Origin of the sequence: Rhodococcus sp. 14-2470-1a (assembly GCF_002259425.1) — a bacterium.
GTDB classification, from domain to species: domain Bacteria; phylum Actinomycetota; class Actinomycetes; order Mycobacteriales; family Mycobacteriaceae; genus Rhodococcoides; species Rhodococcoides fascians_E.
The window spans coordinates 43,274-67,069 of sequence record NZ_NPFZ01000010.1 but is presented as its reverse complement, the minus strand read 5'-3'; the positions used below and the strand labels follow the sequence as shown (position 1 = coordinate 67,069).

Annotated in this window: 24 protein-coding genes; 10 read left to right on the top strand and 14 right to left on the bottom strand. The window is 64.5% G+C overall.

Annotation, left to right across the window (positions count from 1 at the left end):
• Nucleotides 1–11: 11 nt before the first annotated feature.
• The 3 genes from CH292_RS05015 to CH292_RS05005 all read left to right on the top strand — a co-directional run bounded on the left by CH292_RS05015 (nucleotide 12) and on the right by CH292_RS05005 (nucleotide 1,413).
• On the top strand, nucleotides 12–461 hold the full coding sequence (locus CH292_RS05015; protein WP_094628322.1) for an STAS domain-containing protein: 450 nt from the start codon (nucleotides 12–14) through the stop codon (nucleotides 459–461).
• Nucleotides 462–586: 125 nt separating this feature from the next.
• The gene (locus CH292_RS05010) at nucleotides 587–997 is read left to right on the top strand and encodes an STAS domain-containing protein (protein ID WP_094654128.1); all 411 of its coding nucleotides are present in this window, start codon (nucleotides 587–589) and stop codon (nucleotides 995–997) included.
• Nucleotides 997–1,413: an ATP-binding protein gene (locus CH292_RS05005; RefSeq protein WP_094654127.1), complete on the top strand. Its 417-nt coding sequence runs from the start codon at nucleotides 997–999 to the stop codon at nucleotides 1,411–1,413. Before CH292_RS05010 ends, CH292_RS05005 begins: the two co-directional genes overlap by 1 nt.
• Before the next feature lie 8 nt (nucleotides 1,414–1,421).
• Here the strand turns inward: CH292_RS05005 and CH292_RS29610 are convergent, their stop codons facing one another.
• Together CH292_RS29610 and CH292_RS04995 are read right to left on the bottom strand one after the other, a co-directional pair.
• Entirely contained in the window at nucleotides 1,422–1,790 is a 369-nt protein-coding gene (locus CH292_RS29610; protein ID WP_020111926.1) for a hypothetical protein, read from the bottom strand.
• Between the two features lie 143 nt (nucleotides 1,791–1,933).
• Nucleotides 1,934–2,899 (bottom strand): sugar phosphate isomerase/epimerase, encoded by a 966-nt coding sequence (locus tag CH292_RS04995; RefSeq protein WP_094654125.1) that lies wholly within the window; start codon nucleotides 2,897–2,899, stop codon nucleotides 1,934–1,936.
• Between the two features lie 93 nt (nucleotides 2,900–2,992).
• Between CH292_RS04995 and CH292_RS04990 the strand changes: the two genes are divergently transcribed.
• On the top strand, nucleotides 2,993–3,415 hold the full coding sequence (locus CH292_RS04990) for a hypothetical protein (protein ID WP_020111923.1): 423 nt from the start codon (nucleotides 2,993–2,995) through the stop codon (nucleotides 3,413–3,415).
• Between the two features lie 42 nt (nucleotides 3,416–3,457).
• Here CH292_RS04990 and ggt read toward each other — a convergent pair whose 3' ends face one another.
• Together ggt and CH292_RS04980 are read right to left on the bottom strand one after the other, a co-directional pair.
• Complete coding sequence (gene ggt / locus CH292_RS04985; RefSeq protein WP_094654124.1) at nucleotides 3,458–5,386, bottom strand: gamma-glutamyltransferase; 1,929 nt, start codon at nucleotides 5,384–5,386, stop codon at nucleotides 3,458–3,460.
• Between the two features lie 60 nt (nucleotides 5,387–5,446).
• Nucleotides 5,447–6,379 carry a LysR family transcriptional regulator gene (locus CH292_RS04980; RefSeq protein WP_019663768.1) on the bottom strand — a complete coding sequence of 311 codons (933 nt, stop codon included), beginning with the start codon at nucleotides 6,377–6,379 and terminating at the stop codon, nucleotides 5,447–5,449.
• A 141-nt stretch (nucleotides 6,380–6,520) separates the two neighbouring features.
• On the opposite strand from CH292_RS04980, the gene CH292_RS04975 reads away from it, so the two are divergent.
• Nucleotides 6,521–7,918 (top strand): SLC13 family permease, encoded by a 1,398-nt coding sequence (locus CH292_RS04975; protein ID WP_094654123.1) that lies wholly within the window; start codon nucleotides 6,521–6,523, stop codon nucleotides 7,916–7,918.
• Between the two features lie 108 nt (nucleotides 7,919–8,026).
• Nucleotides 8,027–9,163 (top strand): PrpF domain-containing protein, encoded by a 1,137-nt coding sequence (locus CH292_RS04970; RefSeq protein WP_019663766.1) that lies wholly within the window; start codon nucleotides 8,027–8,029, stop codon nucleotides 9,161–9,163.
• Nucleotides 9,164–9,166: 3 nt separating this feature from the next.
• Here CH292_RS04970 and CH292_RS04965 read toward each other — a convergent pair whose 3' ends face one another.
• From CH292_RS04965 to CH292_RS04945, 5 genes are read right to left on the bottom strand one after another with little or no spacing between them, the layout of a single operon-like run.
• Nucleotides 9,167–9,643, bottom strand: a complete 477-nt coding sequence (locus CH292_RS04965) for a RidA family protein (protein WP_019663765.1) — start codon at nucleotides 9,641–9,643, stop codon at nucleotides 9,167–9,169.
• Nucleotides 9,640–11,298, bottom strand: a complete 1,659-nt coding sequence (locus tag CH292_RS04960) for a M24 family metallopeptidase (RefSeq protein WP_020111920.1) — start codon at nucleotides 11,296–11,298, stop codon at nucleotides 9,640–9,642. The genes CH292_RS04965 and CH292_RS04960 overlap by 4 nt, the downstream gene beginning before the upstream one ends.
• A 31-nt stretch (nucleotides 11,299–11,329) precedes the next feature.
• Nucleotides 11,330–12,103 (bottom strand): ABC transporter ATP-binding protein, encoded by a 774-nt coding sequence (locus CH292_RS04955; RefSeq protein WP_019663763.1) that lies wholly within the window; start codon nucleotides 12,101–12,103, stop codon nucleotides 11,330–11,332.
• A 25-nt stretch (nucleotides 12,104–12,128) separates the two neighbouring features.
• Nucleotides 12,129–13,151: an ABC transporter substrate-binding protein gene (locus CH292_RS04950; RefSeq protein ID WP_020111919.1), complete on the bottom strand. Its 1,023-nt coding sequence runs from the start codon at nucleotides 13,149–13,151 to the stop codon at nucleotides 12,129–12,131.
• Nucleotides 13,152–13,172: 21 nt separating this feature from the next.
• Nucleotides 13,173–14,027: an ABC transporter permease gene (locus CH292_RS04945; protein WP_231383853.1), complete on the bottom strand. Its 855-nt coding sequence runs from the start codon at nucleotides 14,025–14,027 to the stop codon at nucleotides 13,173–13,175.
• A gap of 490 nt (nucleotides 14,028–14,517) precedes the next feature.
• Between CH292_RS04945 and CH292_RS04940 the strand changes: the two genes are divergently transcribed.
• Nucleotides 14,518–15,165, top strand: coding sequence for a TetR family transcriptional regulator (locus CH292_RS04940; protein ID WP_019663760.1), 648 nt, complete (start codon nucleotides 14,518–14,520; stop codon nucleotides 15,163–15,165).
• A 115-nt stretch (nucleotides 15,166–15,280) separates the two neighbouring features.
• Here the strand turns inward: CH292_RS04940 and dctA are convergent, their stop codons facing one another.
• A complete protein-coding gene (gene dctA / locus CH292_RS04935; RefSeq protein ID WP_020111918.1) occupies nucleotides 15,281–16,723 on the bottom strand; it encodes a C4-dicarboxylate transporter DctA in 1,443 nt (480 codons plus the stop codon).
• Between the two features lie 80 nt (nucleotides 16,724–16,803).
• Entirely contained in the window at nucleotides 16,804–17,904 is a 1,101-nt protein-coding gene (locus CH292_RS04930) for a tartrate dehydrogenase (protein WP_094628329.1), read from the bottom strand.
• Between the two features lie 190 nt (nucleotides 17,905–18,094).
• Between CH292_RS04930 and CH292_RS04925 the strand changes: the two genes are divergently transcribed.
• The 3 genes from CH292_RS04925 to CH292_RS04915 all read left to right on the top strand — a co-directional run bounded on the left by CH292_RS04925 (nucleotide 18,095) and on the right by CH292_RS04915 (nucleotide 20,871).
• Complete coding sequence (locus CH292_RS04925; RefSeq protein ID WP_094654122.1) at nucleotides 18,095–19,003, top strand: LysR family transcriptional regulator; 909 nt, start codon at nucleotides 18,095–18,097, stop codon at nucleotides 19,001–19,003.
• Between the two features lie 154 nt (nucleotides 19,004–19,157).
• On the top strand, nucleotides 19,158–19,877 hold the full coding sequence (locus CH292_RS04920) for a VIT family protein (protein ID WP_037108763.1): 720 nt from the start codon (nucleotides 19,158–19,160) through the stop codon (nucleotides 19,875–19,877).
• Nucleotides 19,878–19,974: 97 nt separating this feature from the next.
• Entirely contained in the window at nucleotides 19,975–20,871 is an 897-nt protein-coding gene (locus tag CH292_RS04915) for a glucose 1-dehydrogenase (RefSeq protein WP_037108194.1), read from the top strand.
• 5 nt (nucleotides 20,872–20,876) lie between these two features.
• On the opposite strand, the gene CH292_RS04910 is transcribed toward CH292_RS04915, so the two are convergent.
• The 3 genes from CH292_RS04910 to CH292_RS04900 all read right to left on the bottom strand — a co-directional run bounded on the left by CH292_RS04910 (nucleotide 20,877) and on the right by CH292_RS04900 (nucleotide 23,793).
• Entirely contained in the window at nucleotides 20,877–21,389 is a 513-nt protein-coding gene (locus CH292_RS04910; protein ID WP_094654121.1) for a WhiB family transcriptional regulator, read from the bottom strand.
• 9 nt (nucleotides 21,390–21,398) lie between these two features.
• On the bottom strand, nucleotides 21,399–22,577 hold the full coding sequence (locus CH292_RS04905) for a glycerate kinase (protein ID WP_094654120.1): 1,179 nt from the start codon (nucleotides 22,575–22,577) through the stop codon (nucleotides 21,399–21,401).
• A 94-nt stretch (nucleotides 22,578–22,671) separates the two neighbouring features.
• Nucleotides 22,672–23,793 (bottom strand): sugar diacid recognition domain-containing protein, encoded by a 1,122-nt coding sequence (locus CH292_RS04900; protein ID WP_094654119.1) that lies wholly within the window; start codon nucleotides 23,791–23,793, stop codon nucleotides 22,672–22,674.
• Nucleotides 23,794–23,796 lie beyond the last annotated feature (3 nt).

The following is a 23,796-nucleotide window of genomic DNA, read 5'->3' as shown; positions in this document are numbered from 1 at the left end:
GTGACGCAGGAGTGACGGTCACGAGTCCGTCACGGCGCGAGCACCCGGGAGAGGACACGATGACCACCGCCATGCCCGACTCCTCCTTCTCGTGGACCGATACGCACGCGCCGCCGAGCGTGGTTGCCGATGCGGCGGACCGGTACGACATCGATGTGGAAGCCGTATCCGCCGACCGCAGGGTGGTGCGACTGGCGGGGGAGTTCGAGATGGAGTCCCGTACCGACATTGCCGCCGTCCTCGACCGAGCGATACGCACCGGATCGAAGGTCGATGTCGATCTCTCGGCTGTGACGTTTCTGTACTCGGGTGCGGCGAGGTCGATCGTCGACGCCGTCGATGCCTCGGAAGCATTCGGGCAGCAGATGCAGGTGGTCGGCGCGAACCGCGTCGCATGCAGAATCTTCACCGCTCTCGGCGCCGAACATCTTCTCCGAGAGAACTCCGATCGACATGCCTGACGACACGATGGTGCTGGACATGCTGCGGGTTCGCGCTGGGGGCCAGGGCGCGTTGGACGCGTAGGCGCGTGAGGGTGTCGAGGGTTGACCGCGTGGACGACGGGTACTGAGATGGTCATGATGCTGTGGACATCGCAGAAGAATGTGCACTCGTGGTGACCGACGACGCGGATCCATCACCGTTTCGCGCTGTACTCACCTCGACGGGGCGGACTCGGGTGCTGACTGTGGACGGCGAACTGGACATGTCTGTCGTGCAGGATCTGGCCACAGCCGCATTTGCCGCTGCTGCCGAGGCCGAGGGTGGTCTGGTCGTCGACCTCACCGACGCTGCTTTCCTGTCCTCCAGCGCCATCACGACCCTGGTCAAGACATCCGAGCATCTACCGCAAGGGGCGGTGATGGCGCTGGTTGCGACGCGGCCGGTCGTGCTGCGTCCGATCGAGCTCAGCGGGATAGATCGCTTCATGCAGGTCTTCCCTGATCTCGCTTCCGCGATCGCACACGTGAGCGGCCAGGACAGCGACGCGACCTGATGACCGAACGCAACGCCGATCACCGCGCCGTCGACCCCGCTCGGTGGACACACCATGGCCACGCCGACCCGTCGTCTGCGACGATACTGCGTCGACGCGTACGACGTTGGGCTGCATCGTTCGACGTCACCGAGGACCTCGTCGACGCCATCGAGCTCGCCACCTACGAAGCCCTCGCCAACGTCGTCGAGCACGCGTACACCACCTCGGACGAACCCGGAATCATGACGCTGACTGCCGTCCGCGAGGACTCGACCATCACGATCACCGTCGTCGACGCCGGGATCTGGAAACCTCCTGATCCCACGCCCCACCGCCGCCACGGACTCGATCTGGCCGCAGCCGTCAGCGACCACCTCGATCTCGACCACTCCGCAGTGGGAACCGTCGTATCGATGACGTGGGCGCTCGACTGAAAAGCTGATCAGGCCCGCTGTCGGCGGGGGTCTGCCTGGGTGAGGTGGTGATCGAGCAGCACGGTCAGGTGCTGCTCGACATCGTCGAGCGCTGTGCCACGCACATCCATCACGGCGCCTTCGATTGCTGCCAAGATCGTGTTCGCGAGGGATTCTGCGGTGGATTGCTCGATGCCGTGCTCGACCAGCGATGTTGCGACCGCGGGAGTGGTGGCGCGAGAGACTGCGGCTGCCCGATGGGCAGCCTGCGGTGAATTCGCTGCCGGACACCACGTTCTGACACTGCGCGATGAATGAAGCCAGGCCCTCGCGTGGGGTGGAGTGCGCGGCTGCGGCGGCGATCTGTGCTTCTCGGGTCGATGCTCCGTGGCGTACACGCCGCCGGGACCATCGCCGGGCGAGATCTGGTCGCCGAGATACGGTCCGGAGCAGTCGTCTCGACAGCAACGCTACCGTCGTGGGGCAGTGACTCCGACCCGTTCTCGGTAACTCGCGCGCTCCACCGGTAAGTCAGCGCCGCTCAGATCTGTGCGGGTTGCCAGTCGGGTGCGTGTTCGAGAATCACTTGCTGCAGTAGGCGAGTGGCCTTCCGAACACCTTCGGCAGCGTTGACCAACGCGTCCTCGTGCTCGATGTTCAGTGTGGCGTCGTACCCCACGGAACGCAGTGTGTAGACGAAGTCCGACCAGAACGTCGCGCCTTCGGGGTGCCCGAGTCCGAGTGTGACGTAATTCCATGCGCGCGCATGCGGATCGGTGACGTCGACGGTGTCGAGCACACCGTTGTGTGCTGCATTGTGTCGGTTGATTCGTACATCCTTGGCGTGCACATGAAAGATGCGGCTGCCCAGGCTGCGAATGACCGACGGGATGTCTGCGCCCATCCACATCAGGTGCGACGGATCGAGGTTCGCCCCGACGACGGTCGGGTCGGTTGCGTCGGCGAGTCGTTTCATCGTCGAGACGTTGTAGACGAGTTGTGAGCCGCACATTTCGACTGCAAGCCGTACGCCGTGGTCTTTCGCGAAGCGTGCCAATGAATCCCAGTAGGGAAGCGCGATCTCGTTCCATTGGTACTCGAGAATCTCGAGGTTCTCGGGGGGCCAGGAGGTGGTGATCCAGTTGGCCGACGAGTCGCCGGGCCCACCGGGTAGTCCGGACATCAGTACTACGGTGGGCACCCCGAGCAACGCGGCGGCCTCGATGGTGCGGCGGACGACGTCGTCATGGGCAGGTCCCGTGACGGGGTGGAGTTGATTGCCGTTCGCGTTGAGCGCGCTGATCGTGAGATGTCGCGCTTGGACTGCGTCGGTCAGTTTCGCGCGGGCCGCTTCGGATTCCACGAGTTCGGACAGGTTCGCGTGCGGCGCAGTCGACCAGTTGCCGGTAGCGATCTCCACTGACGACAGACCGGCCTCGGCGGCGATGTCGAGCGCTTCCTCGAACGGAAGATGGCTCAGCGAATCCGTGATCAGTCCGATCTGCATGTCAGTCTCCTGGTGTGGTGGTCAGCCAACACTAGAACGTGCTAGATCAGTTTGTAAAGACATAGTCCGTTCGTCGTAGGGCATCATGAGGGGATGAGTGATCTCGAATACCTGGCCACGTTGCTTGCTGGACTGGATGCGGAGATTGCGCGAGTCGCTGCTGCCGATTCGGGTTCCGACGAGCAGTCGTCTGCCATCGACGACGCGGTCGACGCTGTCCTGCGGTTGCGTGCGAAGGTCAAGGCCGGTTACCCCGGCAAGAAGGCCTATTACATCGCGGCGTCGACCGACCCGAATGGAATCCGGGTCGAGGGCATTTCTGCCCTGCAGGGCAAACGTGCCCACGAACTGGTCCGCGACGGCGGATGGATGCACACCGATTCCAGCACGGTGCTCGATCTTCTCGACGACGATCAGATCAGTCGGTACCGCGCCGTCGCGGGACGCGGCGTGACGCAAACATTTCGGGACGCACGTGAATACCTGTCAACAGCAACGGGTCTCGCCGACCAATAGATCTGACCGACGTCGATCTGGGCCGAAACGGTCGTGTCTCGATCAGTTCCCCAGCACGATGCCTTCTCGACGAGGGTCGGCGCCGCCGGTCCAACCGTTGTCGGTGCGCTGGAGGGCGCTGAGGCCGCTGGATTGGTCCGCCGTGGAGACCTGGTGTCCCCATTGCTCGAGTTGGCGTACGACGGGGTCGTCGGGGCCGGTGACGTTCGGGTGTTCACCGCCGTAGTTGGTGGCAGGGGAGTTCGCCGCACCGAAGTCCACCATCGAGACGGCCTGCTGGGGGTTCATTCCCCAATCGAGAACGCCGACAAGTGTCTTGACGACGAACTGAATGATGACGGATCCGCCGGGCGAACCTGCGACCAAGGCGAGGTCGCCCCGGCTGCCGTCGTCGGTCTTGTCGAAGACGAGGGTCGGCGCCATGGAACTGCGTGGGCGCTTGCCCGGTTCCACTCGGTTGGCCAACGGAGTGCCGTCGGGTGCCACGGGCTCGGCGGAGAAGTCCGTCAGCTGATTGTTCAGCAGGAAGCCGTCGACCATGTGGAACGAGCCGAACGCGGACTCGACGGTCGTCGTCATCGACGCGGCGTTTCCGTAGCTGTCGACGACGGAGATGTGGCTGGTTCCGTGTTCCTGCTCGGTGGACGACGCGAACTGCACGGGGCCGAAGTCGCCGTGCTCGGCCTTGCCCATACTGCGCGCAGGATCGATGAGAGCCGCACGCCCCGAGAGGTATTCGGGGTCGAGGAGGGCGTCGGGTGAACCACCGGGCAGCGGTACGAAATCGGGGTCGGCGACGTAGAAGTCGCGGTCTGCGTAGGCGAGCCGTTCTGCTTCGGAGATCAGATGTACGCCCTCGGCCGTCGGGACACCGCCGTCGGCATCCATGTCGGTGGGCGCGTACTGGCCGAGATCGAAGTTGGACAGAATCCCCATCGTCGACGCGACGGCTATCCCGCCGGACGACGGACCGGGCATTCCGCAGATGTCGTGGTCTCGGTATTCGGTGCAGACGGCGGTTCTGGTCTTCGGCTCGTAGGCGGCTAGGTCCCCCGTGGTCAGCAGGCCCGGTGTGCGGCCGGCGGAGGTGTCCGCGGTGGCGTCGACGATGGCTTGTGCGATGTCACCGGTGTAGAAGGCGTCGGCGCCGCCTGATGCGATGGCGGACAACGTCTTCGACATCCCGGGATTGGTCAGTACCGTTCCCTCGGCCTTCGGGGACGCGTCCGGATTCAGGAAGTACTCTTTCGACGACGGGTCGAGCGCGAGCTTCGGCGCGGAATCGGCAATGGACTGTGCCATTCGCGGGCTGATCTCGAAGCCGTTGTCCGCGAGCGCGACTGCCGGATCGAAGAGCTCCGCCCAGTCCTGCTTTCCGTGGTCGGCGTGGGCTTGCTCGAGCATACGCATGACGCCCGGCACGCCGATCGATCTGCCGCTGGACCGTGCGTCGGGCTGGGGCACCGTCCGGTTCACGTCGTCGATGTACCGCAGGTAGTCACCGGTGGCTGCCGCGGGTGCGACCTCACGTCCGTCGTACGCCTGTATGTCGCCCGACGCCGCGTCGTAGTAGAGGAGGAACGCGCCTCCGCCGATTCCCGACGATTGTGGTTCCACCAGACCGAGGACGGTCTGCGCGGCGATCAATGCGTCGGCGGCGGTTCCGCCGTCCGCCAGCACCTCGCACGCAGCGTCGGTGGAGATCGGATTGGCCGTCGACACAGCGAAGTCCGTGGTGTCGACCGGTTCCATCCCGGAGCGATACCCGGTGGCAATCTCCGGATTGGTACCGATGTCACCGCCGGCCGACGGCGCCGCGTCCACCGTCGTCACCGAGTCCGACGCGGGCAACGTGCAGGGCTCGGGCGCGGAGGCGTCGTCCTGTGACGTGGTGCAGGCGGTGATGGGAATCAGCACCAGAGCGCAGGCCGCAATGGTCAGTTTCTTCGCACCGAACTCCGAGACACCCATTGCCCGACGCTACCTCACGGTGTGGTGGTGACGCGTCGCTTCAGGCGTGATCGGCCCGGCTCACGCCGTTGCAGGGGCTCCTGCGATGCGGTCCGCGGCACCCCGCAGGGCGCTGGAGATCGCGTACATCGCGGGTGTGTACTGGCGGCGGGCAAGCGACGCGATGTAGATGACGCGTGTCGGAACGTTGTCCTGTGCGCGGAAGCGAACGGTCTGTACATCCGGGCGATGGTGTACCACTGCAAGTCTGGGAACCATTGCAATGCCGACTCCGGCGGCGACCATGGCTTCGATCTCCTGATAATCGTGGGCCTCGTACACCACTTCCGGCTCGAATCCTGCTGCGCGGCAACTGCGGAACAACACTTCGGCGGCCGGGTGGTCGCTGCTTCGGATGATCCACCTCGACTTCTCGAGGTCGGACAGGGCAACTTCCCTGTCTGCGTGAGTGTCGGTGATCGGGCGGAGCAGGAGGGTCTCGTCCTCCATCAACGATTCGAGCGACAGCGACCTCTCGGCTTCCTCCGTCCATGCGTAGCTCCACAGCAGGGCCAGATCCACTTCGCTGGAGTGAAGCATGTCCAGCAGCTGAGGGCGTACCGCCGACCTGACGCGGACGTCGACCCCCGGCCATCGTGCGTGGTAGTCCTTCAGTGCGTCCGAGAGCAGTGATGCGCTGACGGTGGGGAACGAGCCGAGTCTCACCGATCCACGCGTCAATCCGCGGATTGCTTCGAGATCGCCGCTTGCCGCCCGCATCTCACGGCGGAACAGTCTGGCCCTGCTCGTGAGGATCTCTCCTGCTTCCGTCAACTGCACGCCGCGGGGGAGCCGCGTCAGGACCGGCTGCTTGATGCTGTGTTCGAGCTTGGCGATGCGTTGGGACGCAGCGGACGGGGTCATGTTCGCGCGTTCGGCGCCTGCGGTCAGCGAACCCGCCTCGGCAATGTCGAGCAGGAGGAACAAGGTCACCACGTCGAAGGAGTGCTGCACAGCCGGTCTGCTTTCAGTTGAGCTAAACGAGTTGGTAGCAGAACGATATTGTTCTGAACGGCACAGGTCAATAATGTGACGTGGACAACGTTCAAGCGCTGAATGTAACCAAGGATCGACCCAGCCACCGAAAGACCTCCCATGACCTCCATCGAGTTACTGCCACTCGTCGCCCTGGTCGCGATGTTCGTGATTGCAACCTTCTTCCCGATCAACATCGGAATCATCGGCTTCATCGGCGCGTTCGCCGTCGGGTACTTCGCGCTCGGATACGACGACAAAGAGATCCTCACGGCCTTCCCGAGTTCGATCGTCCTGACCATCGTCGGCGTCACCTACTTCTTCGGAATGGCGAAGAAGAACGGCACTATCGACCTACTGGTGAACAGCTGTATCCGGGCCGTTCACGGCCGAGTGACGGTGGTGCCGTGGGTGTTCTTCTTCGCCGCATCGGTACTCACCGCGTTGGGGACGTTCAGCCCGGCGGCCGTCGCGTTGATCACGCCCGCCGCGATGGGATTCGCCGCTCGCACCAGGATGAGCCCTCTGGTCATGGGCATCATGGCCATCAACGGCGCTCACGCAGGCGCCTTCTCACCGATCTCCGTGTCGGGTGTGCTGGTCCGCGACATCGTCGAATCCAACGGGCTGTCCATCAACCCGTGGACCCTCTTCTTCGCCAGCTACGGCATCAACCTGCTGCTCTCGGTCCTGACCGTCGTCGGCTACGCCACGTTGGCGCGTGTCCGCGGTCTCGAGTACACCGCCACCGGCACCAGCGAACCCGAGCCCACCAGCGGGTCGCGTGACGGCTCACCTCGTATGACTCCCCGGACCGGCGGCGACGGGGGTGCGGGAGTTCCGGCCGGCGGTGGTCGTCAGGCCACGCAGGTTCTCGCCAGGCCAGGCGGCACCGCAGTGCTCGGCGCGCCCGAGCCCGTCACGGCAGTGCAGAAGCTGACGTTGTTCCTCATCGGCGCGCTTCTCGTTCTCGTCCTGGTCCTGCATCTGCCGATCAGCTTCATCGCGATCGGCGCGGGCGCCGTCCTGGCCTTCACCGACTTGAAGAAGCAGAGCGAGGCGATCGCGGACATAAGCTGGTCGACGGTCCTGCTGGTCGCAGGCATGGTCACCTACATCTCGATCCTCGAAGAGGTCGGCACCATCGATCACCTGGCCGAGATGGCAATCACGATCGGCGCACCGATCGTCGTCGCGATCGTTCTCTGTTACGTCATCGGCGTCACCTCGGCATTCGCGTCGTCGACGGCGCTGCTGGCCGCGATCATCCCGCTCGCGATGCCGCTGCTCGGGACCGGAGCGCTGCCCGTCGTCGGAGTGGTGGCTGCCCTCGCGATCTCGGCGACCGTCGTCGACGTCTCCCCGTTCTCCACCAACGGCGCACTGGTGCTGGCCAACGCTCAGAACATCGAGAGACCGCGTTTCTACCGCCAGCTTCTCCTCAATGCAGGCATCGTCGTCGCCATCGCACCTGCGCTGTGCTGGCTGATCCTCGTCGTCGTGCCGGAGATGCTCTGATCGCGTTAAGTTCTCCTGAACCTCACGAACATATTTCGTAATTGTCCTTGACGCGCTGAGAACGCACGCTGGGATCAAGCTTCAGAACATGATCGAAAGGCACACCGGATGTTCACTCTTCGAGGAACCTGGATGCGCGGCGGCACCAGCAAGTGCTGGCTGTTCAATGCCGTGGACATCGACCCCTACATCGCCGACGCCGGGGGACTGGACGCGATCCTGACCGCAGCCTTCGGGTCGGGAGATCCCCGCCAACTCGACGGCGTGGGCGGGGGAAGCTCGACGACGTCCAAAGCAGCGATCGTGCGACGCTCGGCCACCCCCGGCATCGACGTCGACTACCTGTTCGCGCAGGTCGCCGTCGAGAATCGAACCGTCGAATGGGGAAGCAACTGCGGCAACTGCGCCACCGCGATCGGTCTCTACGCGGTGCAGGCGGGACTGGTTCCCGTAGGCAACACGGTCACCGTCGTCCGGATGCGCAACGAGAACACCGGTGCCATTCTCGCCGCGGACATCGCGACACCCGGCGGCCGAGTCCCCACCGAGGGCGACGCCGCAGTGCCCGGCACCACCGCACTCGGCGTCCCCGTCGGGCTGACCTTCACCGATCTTGCTGCCGATCGAGTCTCGCTTCTGCCGACGGGTGAAGCCGTCGACAGGATCGAACTGGACGGGAAGGAGTACCGGGGCACCCTCGTTCGAGCGGGCGCCCCGGCGGCTCTCTTCGACGCCTCGGACCTGGGACTCGGCGCGTCCGAACCCAACGACGTTCTCGCCCTGCATCTGCCGGTTCTCGTAGCACTGCGCAGACAAGCAGCGCTTCGCATGGGACTCAGTGCACCCGACGAGCCGATCACCCACGCGATCCCCAAGGTGGGGGTCGTCGGACCGCCGCGGGACTACCGCACAACCGCCGGTGTCGACGTCGACGCGGCCGACTACGACATCTCCGTCCGCATGCTGTCGATGATGGCGCCCCATCCGGCCATCGGTCTGACGTCCGCTGTCGCCGTTGCCGCCGCAGCCACCGTCTCCGGTGGGGTGGTCGCCACCAATGCCCGTATCGGATGGCCGGGTTCCATCCGAATCGGCACCGCCGCGGGGGTTCTCGACGTCGATATCGCCCTGGACTCGGCCGGACTGCTGCACTCGGTCACGCTGCGTAGGGCGGTTCGCCGCATCGCCACCGCCGAACTGTTCGTGGCCGTACCGTCGCCGATCCTGGCCTCGGTCGGTAGCTGAACGCTACTGCCTTACAGCGACGACGGCTTCCAGCTCGACCAGAGCATTCTTCGGCAGCACATGCGTCGGCAACGTCGTTCGAGCGTGACGACCCGCAGGGCCCAACACGTCGATCAGAAGTCCCGACGCGGATTCGGCAGCGGCCGGTTGGTCCGTGAAGTCCGGTCCGCTGGCGATCCAGACGTTCAGTTTGAGAACCTGCGTCACGTTCTCGAGTCCGACGGCCTGGTCGATTCTGGCCAGCAGATTGAGAGCGGCGACCTCGGCGGCGGCCGCGGCGTCCTCGGTGGTGGCGTCCACCCCTGCCTTGCCGCTGAGGACCTCTCCGCTCGGGGTCCGCGAGATCTGTCCCGACAGGTACAGCACGTCGCGGTGCTGCGTCCAGGCGTCGTACGAGTACGCCGGGGCGCCGAGCTCGGGCAAGCTCAGGTTCCGTTCTGCGAGACGCTGCCGGGGATCGATGGTGCTGGTGTCGGTCATGCCGTGGTCCTGTCGCGTCGAGTGAGGTTGTAGGTTCGGCTCCGGCCGATGAACCAGAGATCTTCGGTTCCGATTGCCACATCTCCGTACCGCCAGGGGATCTCGGCGGCGCCGTACGATCCGACGTCCAAGGCGTGCTTGTACCCGGGACGCAGCTCGTTGGCGAAGGACTCCTGTTTGCCCATGAGATGGCCGACGTTGCGGCGACGATAGATGGTGTCGAAATCGGTGTCCTCGCCCAGCATTCCGATCTCGATCATGCGGGGGAGGTGCGGGGCCAGGAACTGCAGTGTTCCTTCGTGTACGTCCTCGCAGACGACGCCGGGACGAAGTTGACCGATGATGCCCTCCCGCACGACGGTGAAGAAGAACTCGTACGCCTCCTTGGCTGCAGGAGTGCGGGGCAGCGAACGCGCCATGTCGGACGTCGCGACGACGACGCCGTCGATGGTCACCTGCACACCGGCGTCGAGCTGAATGCACGTGGTGTCCCCGTTGATCGGGAAGTCGACGGGTGGGCCAGGGAACAGCATGCGGTTCGACGAGTGCAGGTTGGTGAAATACGGCTCGACGACGAACCCGATGGCATTCTCGGTCGTGAACTTGTCGATGAAGTCGACGTAGCGGCCGTAGATGTCCAGTTCGGTGAACTCGTTGCCTGCGTCGATTTCCTGTTCGGCCCAGGCCAGCGCCTCCTCGATCGCGTACACGCTCGTCCTGGCCGCGATGACCTGGAACGGTAGGTCTTCGTGATCGCGGATGTCGCGCCAGTGCGCCAGATCGATCGACGCGGAGACCGGATTCAACCCGGCGGCCACGAGCTGTCCGGCGATCCCGACGGACATGAATTCTTCCTCGATACCGATCCGCTTCCCGGGCACCAGTGCCGCGACGGCCTCGGCGAGAGAGGCATAGTGGCCGACCGCGTCGCCGTACTCGCTTCCGTCGGCGGTGGTGATCACGAACACCCGGTCGCTCCCCGGTGACCACACTGCGATGTCACCGCGTGCCGACCTGCCGGTGATCTCGGAGAAGTTCGGCGGCGCGAGCACGACCAGACCGTCGACACTGCGTTCGGCGGCAATGGATTCCAAGCCCCTGAAACGAGTGTCCGCGGCACCGAAATCCTCGGTCAGACCCTGCAGGTGCGGCACGTCGGAAATCAGCGCGGTGGCGACGTCGGCCCCACGTCGACGCCAGTCGGTGAACCGATCGACGATCTCCGACGTCGAGATCGCGTGAACACGAACAGGACTCGGAGCGAGAGGTTCGGTGGTGACCGTCAGGCTGTCCGAGAGCGTCAACTGGTGGCTGTAGACCACGTCGGCGTCGAGATGCACGGCGTCGTCGTCGGCAAGGTTCTTCACCAGGGAGGTAAGACTCTGCGCGACGGTGACATCGGCGATGGGACGTGGATCGATGGTGACCCACGGTGCGTAGAAGCGGATGCGCTCGGGGGCGACGCCGGCCGAGAGGACGTTGCCCTGTTCCTGCTGGCGGACGAGGAGGATGGCGTCCTCACCGTCGCGGGATGCGATCAGTGGCGTGACGAGCGGATGGGAGTCCAACCGAATGGCCGAGAACAGCAGACTCTTCCGGGGGTGCAGGCCGAACTCGTCGGCCAGCGTGTCGAGATGTGCGGATAGACGCAACATGAATACTCCTGTCGTTGAAAACTAGTCGAGGTCAGCTGATTCCGGCAGTGACCCCGATGTGCGACTCGACTTCGGTGACGTAGTCGGCGAACGTGGGTGAATAGCGGTGCTCTTTGTCGCGGGGGCGGGGCAAGTCGATCGTGATGTCGGCGATGATCCGGCCCGGGCGGTCTCCGACGACCACGACGCGGTCACCCAGCCAGACGGCCTCGGAGATGCTGTGGGTGACGAAGACGACGCTGCATCCCGTCTTCTGCCAGATGCGCTGGATCTCGAAGTTCATGGTGTCGCGGGTCATCGCGTCGAGTGCACCGAACGGTTCGTCCATCAAGAGCAGCTCCGGGTCCGACACCAAAGCCCGACAGATGGCGACTCGCTGCTGCATACCGCCCGACAACTCGTAGGAGTAGCGCTTGGCTTTGTCCTTCAGCCCCACCATGTCCAGGAGTTCGAGTGCCCTGGCCTTCGATGCGTTGTCGCGAGTGCCTCTGAACTCCAGCGGCAGCAGGACATTGTCGAGGTTGTTGCGCCACGGCAGCAGGACCGGGCTCTGGAAGACCATGCCGATCTCTTCGACACCCGCGGCGATCGGATCGCCCTTGATGAGCACCTCGCCCTTCGTCGCCGCCTGGAGCCCGGAGATGGTTTTCAGAAGGGTCGTCTTGCCGCTGCCGGACTGGCCGACGATCGAGACGAACTGGCCGTGCTCGACGTCGAAGTTCACGCCGTCGAGGACCGCGTTGGTGTCTCCGTCGCGCGATCGGAACGAGACCCCTACATTGTTGACTTCAACTGCCTTGTTCATTGTTCTCTCCCGGTCAGGTAGGCGGTCATGGTGCGGAGATCTCGTCGGAAGTGGGTAGTGGGTCGATGTAGTCGTTGCTGTAGACCTGTGCGGGCGTCAGCGTCGAGTTCGGATCGAGACCGAGAAACTCTCGGGAGACGTCGATCATCTGTTGGACGCCGTCGTCGGTCATGAGGCCGAAGGGCTCCGACTCCTCGCCGAGGCGATTGTTCAGCGCGCACTGTTCGTCCAGGGCAAGAACGACGGTGCTGGTCTCGTACCCCTGCACCTCCTTGTGGAACGAGTCGGCAGCGCCCTCCGGGTTCTCGCAGGACCACAGGTATGCCTTCTGCAGCGCCCGGTTGAACTTGACGACGCGCTCCGGGTTGTTCTGCAGTTGCTCGTTGGAGAAGACGATTCCGTTGCCGTACAGATCGATGCCGAGGTCGGACCACTTCAACACCACCGGCTCCTTGCCGAGGGCATCGATAGCCGGACCGTCGGATACCGAGAGAGCCAAATTGGCGTCCCACTGGCCCGAGACGAGCCCGGGAATCTTGGCGCTGCTGGCCGCGTGGATCACGTTCACGTCGTCGGCGGAGAGGCCCAACTTGCTCAGAGCGTACGGCCACATGGCTGTCATCGCGCCTGCACCCTCGGTTGCAATGGTTCTGCCCGGCAGGTCTTCCCAACTGTGGATGTCGCCGTCGGACAAGGCAACCACCGCATAGGCCGACCGGGCCTGCAGCAGGTCCACCTGCGTCACCTGAGCGCCGCGACCCTGGTTGAGGACGGTGACACCGAAATCGGCCCACCCGGCGTCGACCTTGCCGGTATCCACGGCGGCGACGGTGTTACCCGACCCGGATCCGGGCATCACGGTGACGTCGAGGCCTTCCTCCTCGAAGAATCCACGATCAACGGCCGCGAAGAAGGGTGCGTGCTTGGGCAGGTACCCGACGTCGACCATCAGCGACATCTTCTCGCCGGATCCTGTTGCGCTACAGGCGGTCAACGGTGCGACGAGGGCGGCGGCGATCATCAACGCCGCAGTGCGTGTCCTACGCATTCTGGTCTCCAGTTCGATCGGTCATTTCGCGTGGGACTTCCAGGGCATGAGCTTCTTGCCGGCGAAGTCGACGACGAAGAACAGAACCAACGCGATGGCGGCGAGTACGAAGAACGCCGCGAACATGGCGGCCAGATCCACCTGACTGTTGGCGAGCATGATCACGTATCCGAGGCCCTTCGACCCGGCGATGAACTCACCGACGACGGCGCCGCCCACAGCAAGGGAGATCGAGATCTTGGCACCGGAGAAGATCGACGGAAGTGCGTAGATGAACTCGATTTTCGTCAGACGCTTCCATGTCGACGCCTTGTTGATCCGCGCCAGTTCCTTCAGCTCGTGCGGAACGGTGCTGAGACCGTCGAACGTGTTGATGACCAGTGGGAAGAATGCAATTGCCATGGCGACGAACGCTTTCGACTCGAAGCCGAAGCCGAACCACACGATGAACAGAGGTGCCAGGGCGACCTTGGGAATCGTGTCGATCGTGACGAGGGCCGGATAGAGAAACGTGCGGATCGTCGGTGAATAGTGCAGCAGGCCCCCGCACACGATGCCGAGCAACGTGCCGCCGACGAATCCAGCCAGCGCCTCGCCGATCGTCACCCAGGCGTTCGTCGCGAAATAGTCGAAGCGGGAGAACAGTTCGGCGAACGCCGCGACGGGTCCGACCAGAATGTATTCAGGAGGTCGGGTTATCGCCACTGCCAGTTCCCACAGGCCCAACAGCCCGAGGATGCCGACGACGGCTTTGGTGCCGGTGACGAGCGAGTCGCGACGAGGCCACGGCCTGCGGGTCGGTACTCGAACCGGCGGTGCGGCAGGAGTCGGAACGCCTGCGGGCGCTGCGCTTGTCTGTATTTCGGATGCTGTCATGGCCATTCATCCTTCGGTGAGGGATCGAATTCAGGGCTGGATCGTTGTGACCGAACGACGACTGGGGTTGCCGACACGGTGCGGGCTCGACGAGGACTGGTGGGCGCAGGCATTCCGGCGTGCCTGCACCGCTCGGTGGTGCATCTGCTCCCGATTGCGCGATCGGCAGCGACTACTTCGTCTGCATGAACAGGGTTTCACTTTTTGGTGAACTAGGCGAACCGTACAACGTGATCGTCGACACGTCCATAGATCGCCGGCAGACAATGTCCACGCGCTGACCGGTGGAGACAGCTGTTCGTGCCGCTCTACCGGCGTCGATGCCCCAGTTGAATCGACGGATGCCAAAAAGAATGGGCGTGTACCGGCCTTCCGGCCCCGCGATCGACGTCTTCGTCCACCGGATCGGCCTGTACCGTGGTTCACTGTCTGGTGTAAGTCGCCGAACAGGCGTAGGGAACGAGTGGAGACAGCCAGGGGGTTCGACACGATGTCGACAGCGTCCGAGGTTCAGGGCCGCCGAGGTGCACGCGGCGGGGATGTTCGGGGCAACATCTTGACGGAGGCCATGGCGGAGTTCGCGGCCAAGGGCTTCACCGGCGCCCGAATGGACGACATCGCGCTACGGACGAAGACGACGAAGAAGATGATCTACTACTACTTCGGCGACAAGAAAGGTCTCTATCGATCGGTGCTCGAGAGCGCGATCGTCAACATTCGCGCCGAGGAGCAGCGGGTTCACGTCGACGAACTCGATCCCGTGGACGCACTCCGGCGCGTCGTCGAGCTGACCTTCGACTACCACGAGCGGAACCCCGACTTCGTCCGTCTGATGGCGAGCGAGAACACGCTCAAAGCCTTCTACCTGGGACAATCCGGGGAGCGCAGCGAACTCGCCGGCCCGGCACTGGATCTACTGTCCGACATCCTCCACCGCGGCCGTGAGGCGAAAGTCTTCAAAGACGGTATCGACGCCGTCGACCTCCACTTCACCATCACCAGCTTCAGCTTCTTCCGCGTCTCCAACCAGTACACCTTCGACTGGCTGTTCCAGTTCGACCCCGTCGCGCCCGAGAACCGGGAGCGTCTTCGAAAAATGCTCACCGACATGGTCATCGGATACGTGACGGTCGGCTGACGCTGCACAGAGTGTGGTCTGGAGACACGAATTGCCCGATACTTCGTCGATTCGGCGCTAATCCGCGAATTCGTGAAGTATCGGGCAATTCGTAGCACTCGGTCGTAGTGGCGCCCTAGCTGTGACTCGAGCTGCTCGACTGTGTCGCGGGCTGCAGTTGTTCGTGAACTGCCGAGGAGCGCGCGGTGACGGGTTGCGGCTGGTGTTCGAGGACTTCCATGTCGAAGTCGTTCTCGGTGTCGCCCTCGGGAGGGGGAAGTACTTCGCCGGCGAAGACGCGGCGGGCGCGGTCGACGTCGAGTTCATGGTTCCATTTGGCGACGAACAGGGTGGCGACGGCGTTGCCGATGAAATTGACCAGTGCGCGGCATTCGGACATGAACTTGTCGATGCCGAAGATGAGCATGATGCCTGCGGCGGGGATGGTGCCCAGTGTGCTCAATGTCGCTGTCAGGGCGATGAATCCGCCGCCGGCCACTCCTGCCGCTCCCTTGGAGGTGAGAAGCATGACGCCGAGGAGTCCGAGCTGCTGGGCGATCGTCAGGTCGGTGTTGGTGGCCTGCGCGATGTAGAGCGCAGCGAGGGAGAGATAGATCGCGGCGCCGTCGAGGTTGAAGCTGTAGCCGGTGGGGACGACGAGGCCGACGGTGGTCTTCTTGACGCCTGCGTATTCGAGTTTGCGCATCAACCCCGGCAAAGCGGGTTCGGCGGTTGATGTGCCGAGGATCAGCAGGAGTTCTTCTTTGAAGAAGCCCAACATTCGGAAGATGTTGAGCCGCAGGTACGCCATGACCGACCCGAGTACGACGATGACGAACAGTGCCGAGGTGGCGTAGAACAGAAGGATGAGGCTGCCGAGGCTGGTGAGCGTGGACACGCCGTACTTGCCGATGGCGAATGCCATGGCTCCGAAGGCTCCCAGTGGGGCGAGCTTCATGATGAAGCTCAGGACCTTGAACACGACCGCAGTGAGTCGCTCGACGGCATCTCGGATCGGATCCGAGATCTGGCCCACCGCATTGATAGCGACGCCGAAGATGACGGCAAGGAAGATGACCTGAAGGATGTCGCCCTCGACGAAGGGGCCGACGACACTGTCCGGGACGAGGTGGGTGATGAATTCCCACCATTCCTTCTCCTCGCCTGCCTTGATGAAACTGTTTGCCGAGTCGGTGGTTTCGAGGGATGCTGCGTCCGCGTTGACCCCGTCACCCAGTCGGAAGATGTTGATGGCCACCAAGCCGGTGAGCATCGCGATGATGGTGCCGACTTGGAAATAGGTCAGAGCCTTGATGCCGGTCAGGCCGACCTTCTTGAGGTCTGCGACCGAGGCGATGCCGCCGACGATGGTCAGGAACACGATCGGCCCGATGAGCATCTTCATCGCGGTGATGAAGGTGGTTCCGATCGGTTCCATCGCTTCGCCGGTGCTAGGCCAGAGCCATCCGACACCGATGCCGGCGACGATGGCGACGATGACCCAGAAGTAGAGCTGTTTGTACCAGGGTTTCTTCACCGTGGTCGGTTGGTAACTCGCTGTGCTGCTTGTTGTTCCCATGAGATTCACCTCGGGTGAGAGTTCGCATTTTTCTTCGTTGGTGGTCGAGAGTTACCGACCGACGTGGGTGACGCGGTGGATCAGGCGGGTGTCAGGGCGTTCTGCAGTGCATGGACGATGGCCTCGGTGACCTCGTGGGTGTCCGAGGTACCGCCGATGTCGCGCGTCAGTGCGCCGCCACCGGTCGCCCTTTCGATCGCAGCTTCGACGCGGCGTGCCTCCTCGTGCAGCCCGAAGTGATCGAGCATCAACGCTGCGCTGGCGATGGCGCCGATCGGGTTACTGATCCCCTTGCCTGCGATGTCGGGGGCCGAGCCGTGAACGGGTTCGAACATGCTCGGGAAGCGGCGCTCGGGATTGAGGTTCGCGCTCGCGGCGACGCCGAGACTTCCCGCGAGAGCCGACCCGAGGTCGGAGAGGATGTCGGCGTTGAGGTTGGAGGCCACGACGACGGACAGGTCCTCCGGATGCAGGATGAACTTTGCGCTCATGGCGTCGACGAGCACGCTTTCGGTCGTGACGTCCGGGTAGTCGAGTGCGACGCGCTTGAAGACGTCGTCCCACAGCACCATTCCGTACTGCTGAGCGTTGGATTTGGTGACGCTGGAGACTTTCTTCACGGTACGTGTGCGGGCGAGGTCGAACGCGAAGCGCATGATGCGCTCGCATCCCTTCTCGGTGAACAGCGCGGTCTGCAGTGCGACTTCGTTCCCGGGTCCGCGGCCGCTCAGGTTGCGCCCTCCGAGGCCTGCGTACTCGCCTTCACTGTTCTCGCGGACGACGACCCAGTCGAGTTCGGTGTCGTCGGCCTTCCGAAGCGGCGACTGGACGCCGGGGAGGAACTTCACCGGGCGAACGTTGGCCCATTGGTCGAAGTTCTGCGTGATGTTGAGCCGCAGACCCCACAGGCTGATGTGATCCGGAACGTTTTCCCAGCCGACAGCACCGAAGTAGATGGCGTCGTAGCCCTTCAGAGTGTCCAGTCCGTCGTCGGCCATCATCTTGCCTGTTTCGGCGTAGTAGCCGCAGCCCCAGGGGAACTCGTCCCACTGGAAGGCGAACTTGCCGCCGGACTGCGCGGCCAGAACGTCCAACACGCGCCGGCCCGCCTCGACCACCTCGCGACCGACACCGTCGGCCGGGATGGACGCGATCTTGTACGTGGTGGGTTCGATTGCCATGAGTTCCTCCGTTGTTGTGCAGGTCACATTCTGTCTTGAACCATTAAGGGGTGACAGGGCAATCGGCGTCCAAGACCAAAAGCCGATCCGGCTTATCGGTTTTTCCTAATCGAGTCGGATTTTCGCAGGTAGAGTGCGTGCTCGGGCACCGGCTTCACGGAGCGTCATCACACCCGAGGAGGTTCGACGGATGGACGCGCGGCATCTGAGGTACTTTCTGGCCGTCGTCGACGAAGGGGGCATCAACCGGGCAGCCGAGGCGCTTCTCATTGCGCAGCCGTCTCTGTCTCAGTCGATCGCATCGTTGGAGCGGGAGCTGGGTGTTCCGCTTTTCCACCGCATCGGACGACGCTTGGTCCTGAGCGATGCGGGCGAGACCTTGATCGGCCCCGCGCGGGTGGTGCTGCGAGACCTCGACGACGCGGCCGCCTCGGTCGAGGAGTTGAAGGGTTTGCGTCGTGGACGTGTAGATCTGATCACGATGCCCTCACCGGGTATCGAGCCGTTGACGACCATCCTGACTCGGTTCAGCACGTCGTATCCGTCCGTCACCGTGAACGCCGAGGCTGCCTTCACCCCGGACGAGGTTTTGCACGCAGTGCGAACCGGCGCGTGCGAAGTGGGAATTCTGGGTTCGCCCAGTGACGTCCGTGCCCCCGAGCTGGAGGTCGTGGCACTGGAAAGCCAACCGTTGATCCTCATCTCGGGCGCCGGCGCGAGCACGCCGGACGGCCCGGTCATAGAACGGTCCGAACTGTCCGGACTGAGACTGATCGTGTCCCAGCACGGTTCGTTGATGCGGACACTCGTCGACGAGGTTCTCGCGAGTGGCGTCGACGCCACCATCGCCGCCGAGGTTGCACATCGAACGTCGATCCTGCCGATGGTGCTCAGTGGATTCGGTCAGGCGGTCATGCCGTCGTCGTGGGCGCCGTCGGCGCGGCAGGCGGGCGCCAGAATTCACCGGATCGTCCCGGAGTCGTACCTGCACGTTGCCGCCGTCTGCCGGAAAACCCACCTCACACCGCCCGCGCAGAAACTGATGGACGAAGCGCGATTGTATGCAACAGGGCAGCCGGCGGTCTGGGATCTCGATTGAGACAACGACGGGTACGGACATGGAGACTGCGACGTATCGAACACGGTGCCCTGCGGCGTGGGAAGAGGCAGACGCTTCGGCGCAGGCGCAGTATGGACCAGTCCGATGACGGGTGATCCCGATCGATCGTGATCACGGCTCACAGGAGGCGAGCATGCCGGACACTGTTCCCGGGACACACGAGGCAGAACCGCACAGAGACATCGGTGGGCGCCTGAACTGGCTGCGTGCCGGAGTTCTGGGAGCCAACGACGGCATCGTGTCGACCGCCGGACTCGTCGTGGGTGTCGCGGCTGCCACCGTCGAGCGTGGGCCTGTGCTCACCGCGGGCGTTGCGGGTCTGGTCGCCGGCGCGGTGTCGATGGCGCTCGGTGAGTACGTTTCCGTGAGCACGCAACGCGACACCGAGCGATCGCTGCTGGACAAGGAACGCCGTGAGCTCGAGGACGAGCCCGAGCAAGAACTGGCAGAGCTCGCCGCCCTGTACGAGGCCAAAGGGCTGTCGCCGGCGACAGCCATGACCGTCGCCGAGGAATTGACCGCAAGTGACCCCTTCGCAGCGCACGTCGACGCAGAACTGGGAATCGATCCGGACGCTCTGACCAACCCGTGGCAGGCGGCGGCGTCGTCCGCGGTGGCGTTCGTCAGTGGAGCGCTTCTCCCGCTGCTTGCCATCGTTCTGCTACCGGCGTCGGTTCGTATCCCGGTGACCTTCGTCGTCGTCCTGATTGCACTGGCCGCGACGGGAACGATCAGTGCGCGGCTCGGGGATTCACCTGCTCGACCGGCAGTGACGCGGATCGTGCTCGGGGGTGCGCTGGCCATGGTCGTCACCTACGGCATCGGTCAACTCGCGGGCGTCGCAGGGATCTGACGTACCGGTCTCGAACAGTGACACCTGCATCGGTGTCGCCGGCGACGGTTGCCGGTCCCATCGACGGGTAACCAGTTCTCCCGACGAAAGGACACCGATGGCAGACCAGTTCACCAAACAGGACCCGACCACGTCGTTCCCGATGCCGGAGCGAGCGGACCAGGACGAGATAGAGCACCCCGGCCTGACTGCGGATCTGGTGTCGGCACCGGACCACGGTGAAGCCTCGTACCGCGGTGCCGGACGTCTGGACGGACGTAAGGCTCTCGTGACCGGAGGTGACTCCGGCATCGGCCGCGCGGTCGCCCTGGCGTTCGCACGCGAAGGCGCCGACGTGGTGATCGGCCACCTGCCCGCCGAGGCCGCCGATGCGCAGGTGACGGTGGATCTGATCGAGTCGGCAGGACGATCCGGCGTTGCAGTCGCCTGCGATCTCACCGACGAGTCGGAATGCATCCGATTGGTCGATTCCGCGGTCGACGCACTCGGTGGCCTGGACATCGTCGTCAACAACGCGGCGTTCCAGATGGCCAGGATGGGCGGGATCGCCGAGATCAGCTCCGAGCAGTTCGACCGTGTGCTCAAGACCAATCTGTACGCGCTGTTCTGGATCAGCAAACGTGCCGTCGAGATCATGACCGCCGGAGCGACCATCATCAACACCACCTCGATCCAGGCGTCGAACCCGTCTCCGGAGCTGCTCGACTACGCGACCACCAAGGCTGGAATCGTCGCCTTCACGAAGGGCTTGTCCGGTGACCTCGCGTCGCGGGGAATCCGCGTCAACGCCGTTGCACCCGGACCCATCTGGACTCCGCTGATACCGGCGACGATGCCGGCGGGCAAGTACGAACAGTTCGGTGAGACGGTTCCGCTCGGCAGGCCGGGACAGCCGGCCGAGCTTGCTCCCGCCTACGTGTTCCTCGCGTCGAACGAGTCGAGCTACATCACCGGCGAGACCATTGCCGTCACCGGCGGAACACCGTTCAACTGAGCCGATCAGAATTTCGTCGGCGGCCGGTCCGGGGTGACGGGCTGGGCCGAGTCCGGTCGAGGAATGCGCCGGTAGGGCCGCTGTGGTGGTCCGATGCGGTGCATACGGCGCGGCGGCTGCTCGGTCTCGTCGATCTTCTCCACTGCCGGGGGTTCCGGGGGCTGTGGTGTCGGTGCCGGTGCCGGTGGTGTCGGTGCCGGCCCGATGTCGAACGAGGCACCGGCCAGGGCCCGTTCCTTCGATGTGGTGGCACCCCAGATGCCGTGCGGCTCGGCGGCTTCCAGTGCGTAGTCCCTGCAGGTGCGCATCACCGGGCAGTCGGTGCAGATGGCTTTGGCCCGAGCTTCCATGGCCGCGAGCGATCTACCCCGCGCGCTGGTCGGCGGGTAGAACAGCACAGGGTCCTCGTATCTGCACGACCCACGCAGCTGCCAATCCCACTGCTCGGCGACGGGCTGAGGCAGGCTCGGCGGCAACGAACGGTAGCGCGTGACGGCGGAATGCGGATCGAGCGACATCGTTCTCCTTCACACCGCCGCGTGCTGCGCGAGCGTCTTGTACAGGCCTGCGACGTGCGCGGCCGTGTCGTGTACCAGTTCCCCTGTCCGCGAGGACATGTCCGCGAGGGTGGACGGACCCGCCGCGATGGAGAAGGCCGCGGCGATCCCCGCGTCGCGTATCTCCTCGGGCGTCAGGACGACCCGTCCGGCGATGACGACGACGGGGCAGGTGGGAGGCGCGGCCCGTCGCACACCGGCAACGACCTTGCCTCGCAACGACTGCGAATCGAAGGATCCCTCGCCGGTCACGATCATGGATGCGTCGGAGCACAGTTCCTCGAACCCGATAGCACTCATGACCATGTCCGATCCGGGCATCAGCTGCACATCGAGGTAGGCCGCAAGAGACGCAGGCAACCCGCCCGCCGCGCCCATGCCCTCGGTCGTGGTGACGTCGGTCCCGGTGGCGGATTTCAGCACGTCGGCGAGATGCGCCAAACCGGAGTCGATGGTCTCCACGTCCGTCGGGGTTGCGCCCTTCTGCGGCCCGAACACCGCTGCGGCACCGCTGTTCCCGAGCAACGGATTGTCGACGTCGACGGCGATCCGAACAGTCACCTCGCCCGCGCGCGGATGCAGGCCGCTGACGTCGATGCTGTCGATATCGGCCAGACCGGCGGCACCCGGCTCGACGACGCTGCCCGCGCCGTCGAGAAACCGTGCGCCGAGGGCGGACAGGAAACCGGTACCGCCATCGTTGCTCGCGCTCCCGCCGATGCACAGCAGGATCTCGGAGACACCGTCGTCGAGAAGTTGCCGGGCGAGCACGCCCACCCCGTGACTGTCCGCTCGCAGAGGCTGCAGCGGGGCGTCGGAGACATGGGGGAGACCGTTGGCTTCAGCAGCTTCGATGACGCCGGTCCTGCCGTCGGCGGACACTGCGATCCGCGCGGTTCGGGGTCGTCCGATCGCGTCGACGGTGTCGATCTCGCTGATGCGCGCGTCGAGAGATGCCGCGAGCGCATCCAGCGTCCCCTCCCCGCCGTCGGCCATCGGGCATTCGACGATCCTCGCGTCCGGTCCCAGTACGTCCCGGAAGCCGGCGGCCATCGCCGACGCCACCTCGGCAGCCGTGCCGGAGCCCTTGAACGAGTCCGGGGCAACGACGATCGTGGTGCGTCGCGCGTCGGTTCTGTGCTGTTCCATGACAGTAGGTTAAGTCACCGACTCCGGTCGGGGTATGGGCTTCGTGCACATTGTTCGGTCGGAATCGGCGCCGATATCGGTGCGCGGCGCACACTCATCGGACAAGCTCGTCCGCATCGACTCGTCGGGCCGACGCAAGGGCCAGCTTCATGGCCACGGCGTCGTCGAAGACCCGCAGGTCCAGCCCCGTCAGTTGCTCGATGCGGTTCAACCGTTGCACGACGGTGTTCCGGTGGGTGTGCAGAGCAGAAGCCGTCGTCACGATCGACAGATTGTTCTCGATCAGGACTGCCGCGGTCTCGCGCAACGCGTCCGACAGGGGTCCGAGGATTCGCCTCGCAGAGTCCAGCGCGATGGCCTCGGGCTGACGGCCGACGAGGATGTCGATGTCGAGTGCGGAGAGCTCGTGGACGACGCCGTCCGGAAGGTGATGCCGGAGCAGAACGTCCATCTGCTGCACGTCGACGACCAGTTCGGGTGTGGACGCTCCCACACGCCCGGCGACGACGGAGGCGCCAGCCGCGCGCAGTCGATCGACGACGACCGCGCGGGTGCTGGCGTCGGACGAACCGACGAGGAGCCACAGCGTGGTGTCGCGCTCCCACGCGACGACGTTGCCGATGCCCACCACGCTGTTGCGGAACCGACCGAGCGCAGCCGGGCCGGGCGACGTACCGCGAGCAGTCACGATCGACCACGGCGGCCGGATCGGTCTGCCCACGTCGCGAAGCCTGGCCACGACGCGAGCCTCGGACACGTGGGAGTCGACGATCATCGCGTTCAGTAGATCGCGCAGCGACGATTCCCTCCACCGCGCGTCGTCGAGGTGCTGCTCCTGCTTCAGCAGAAGCGACACGGTGAGCACGAGGATGCGGGCGAGCGGCTCGACGACGGCGGGGTCGCCGGTGATTCCGACGACCCCCACCGCCTCGCTATCCGCTGCTTCGTTCTTCACCGCGCCGGGTTCCGCCCCGTCGTCGCCCAGGTAGAACGGAACGTTCACACCCTCGCGCATGTCCGGATCGGCACCGTCGGCGTCGATCCGGACGACGTCCCCACGCTCGAGCGCCCGCACTGCCCCGTCGTGCAGCGTGCCCAGGCGCGCTGGGTCGACGGACGCGATGATGATGCCGTGGGCATCCATGATGTTGACGTTGTGTGCGACCACTGGACGCACTTGGTCGACCACGCGCTGGGCGAGTTCGGCGGTCAGCATCGC

Coding starts and splice junctions, on each gene's coding strand:
- CH292_RS05005 (WP_094654127.1), top strand. CDS start 997: ATGACCGAACGCAACGCCGATCACCGCGCCGTCGACCCCGCTCGGTGG.
- CH292_RS04995 (WP_094654125.1), bottom strand. CDS start 2,899: ATGCAGATCGGACTGATCACGGATTCGCTGAGCCATCTTCCGTTCGAG.
- CH292_RS04990 (WP_020111923.1), top strand. CDS start 2,993: ATGAGTGATCTCGAATACCTGGCCACGTTGCTTGCTGGACTGGATGCG.
- ggt (WP_094654124.1), bottom strand. CDS start 5,386: ATGGGTGTCTCGGAGTTCGGTGCGAAGAAACTGACCATTGCGGCCTGC.
- CH292_RS04975 (WP_094654123.1), top strand. CDS start 6,521: ATGACCTCCATCGAGTTACTGCCACTCGTCGCCCTGGTCGCGATGTTC.
- CH292_RS04970 (WP_019663766.1), top strand. CDS start 8,027: ATGTTCACTCTTCGAGGAACCTGGATGCGCGGCGGCACCAGCAAGTGC.
- CH292_RS04965 (WP_019663765.1), bottom strand. CDS start 9,643: ATGACCGACACCAGCACCATCGATCCCCGGCAGCGTCTCGCAGAACGG.
- CH292_RS04960 (WP_020111920.1), bottom strand. CDS start 11,298: ATGTTGCGTCTATCCGCACATCTCGACACGCTGGCCGACGAGTTCGGC.
- CH292_RS04955 (WP_019663763.1), bottom strand. CDS start 12,103: ATGAACAAGGCAGTTGAAGTCAACAATGTAGGGGTCTCGTTCCGATCG.
- CH292_RS04950 (WP_020111919.1), bottom strand. CDS start 13,151: ATGCGTAGGACACGCACTGCGGCGTTGATGATCGCCGCCGCCCTCGTC.
- CH292_RS04945 (WP_231383853.1), bottom strand. CDS start 14,027: ATGACAGCATCCGAAATACAGACAAGCGCAGCGCCCGCAGGCGTTCCG.
- CH292_RS04940 (WP_019663760.1), top strand. CDS start 14,518: ATGTCGACAGCGTCCGAGGTTCAGGGCCGCCGAGGTGCACGCGGCGGG.
- dctA (WP_020111918.1), bottom strand. CDS start 16,723: ATGGGAACAACAAGCAGCACAGCGAGTTACCAACCGACCACGGTGAAG.
- CH292_RS04930 (WP_094628329.1), bottom strand. CDS start 17,904: ATGGCAATCGAACCCACCACGTACAAGATCGCGTCCATCCCGGCCGAC.
- CH292_RS04925 (WP_094654122.1), top strand. CDS start 18,095: ATGGACGCGCGGCATCTGAGGTACTTTCTGGCCGTCGTCGACGAAGGG.
- CH292_RS04920 (WP_037108763.1), top strand. CDS start 19,158: ATGCCGGACACTGTTCCCGGGACACACGAGGCAGAACCGCACAGAGAC.
- CH292_RS04915 (WP_037108194.1), top strand. CDS start 19,975: ATGGCAGACCAGTTCACCAAACAGGACCCGACCACGTCGTTCCCGATG.
- CH292_RS04910 (WP_094654121.1), bottom strand. CDS start 21,389: ATGTCGCTCGATCCGCATTCCGCCGTCACGCGCTACCGTTCGTTGCCG.
- CH292_RS04905 (WP_094654120.1), bottom strand. CDS start 22,577: ATGGAACAGCACAGAACCGACGCGCGACGCACCACGATCGTCGTTGCC.
- CH292_RS04900 (WP_094654119.1), bottom strand. CDS start 23,793: ATGCTGACCGCCGAACTCGCCCAGCGCGTGGTCGACCAAGTGCGTCCA.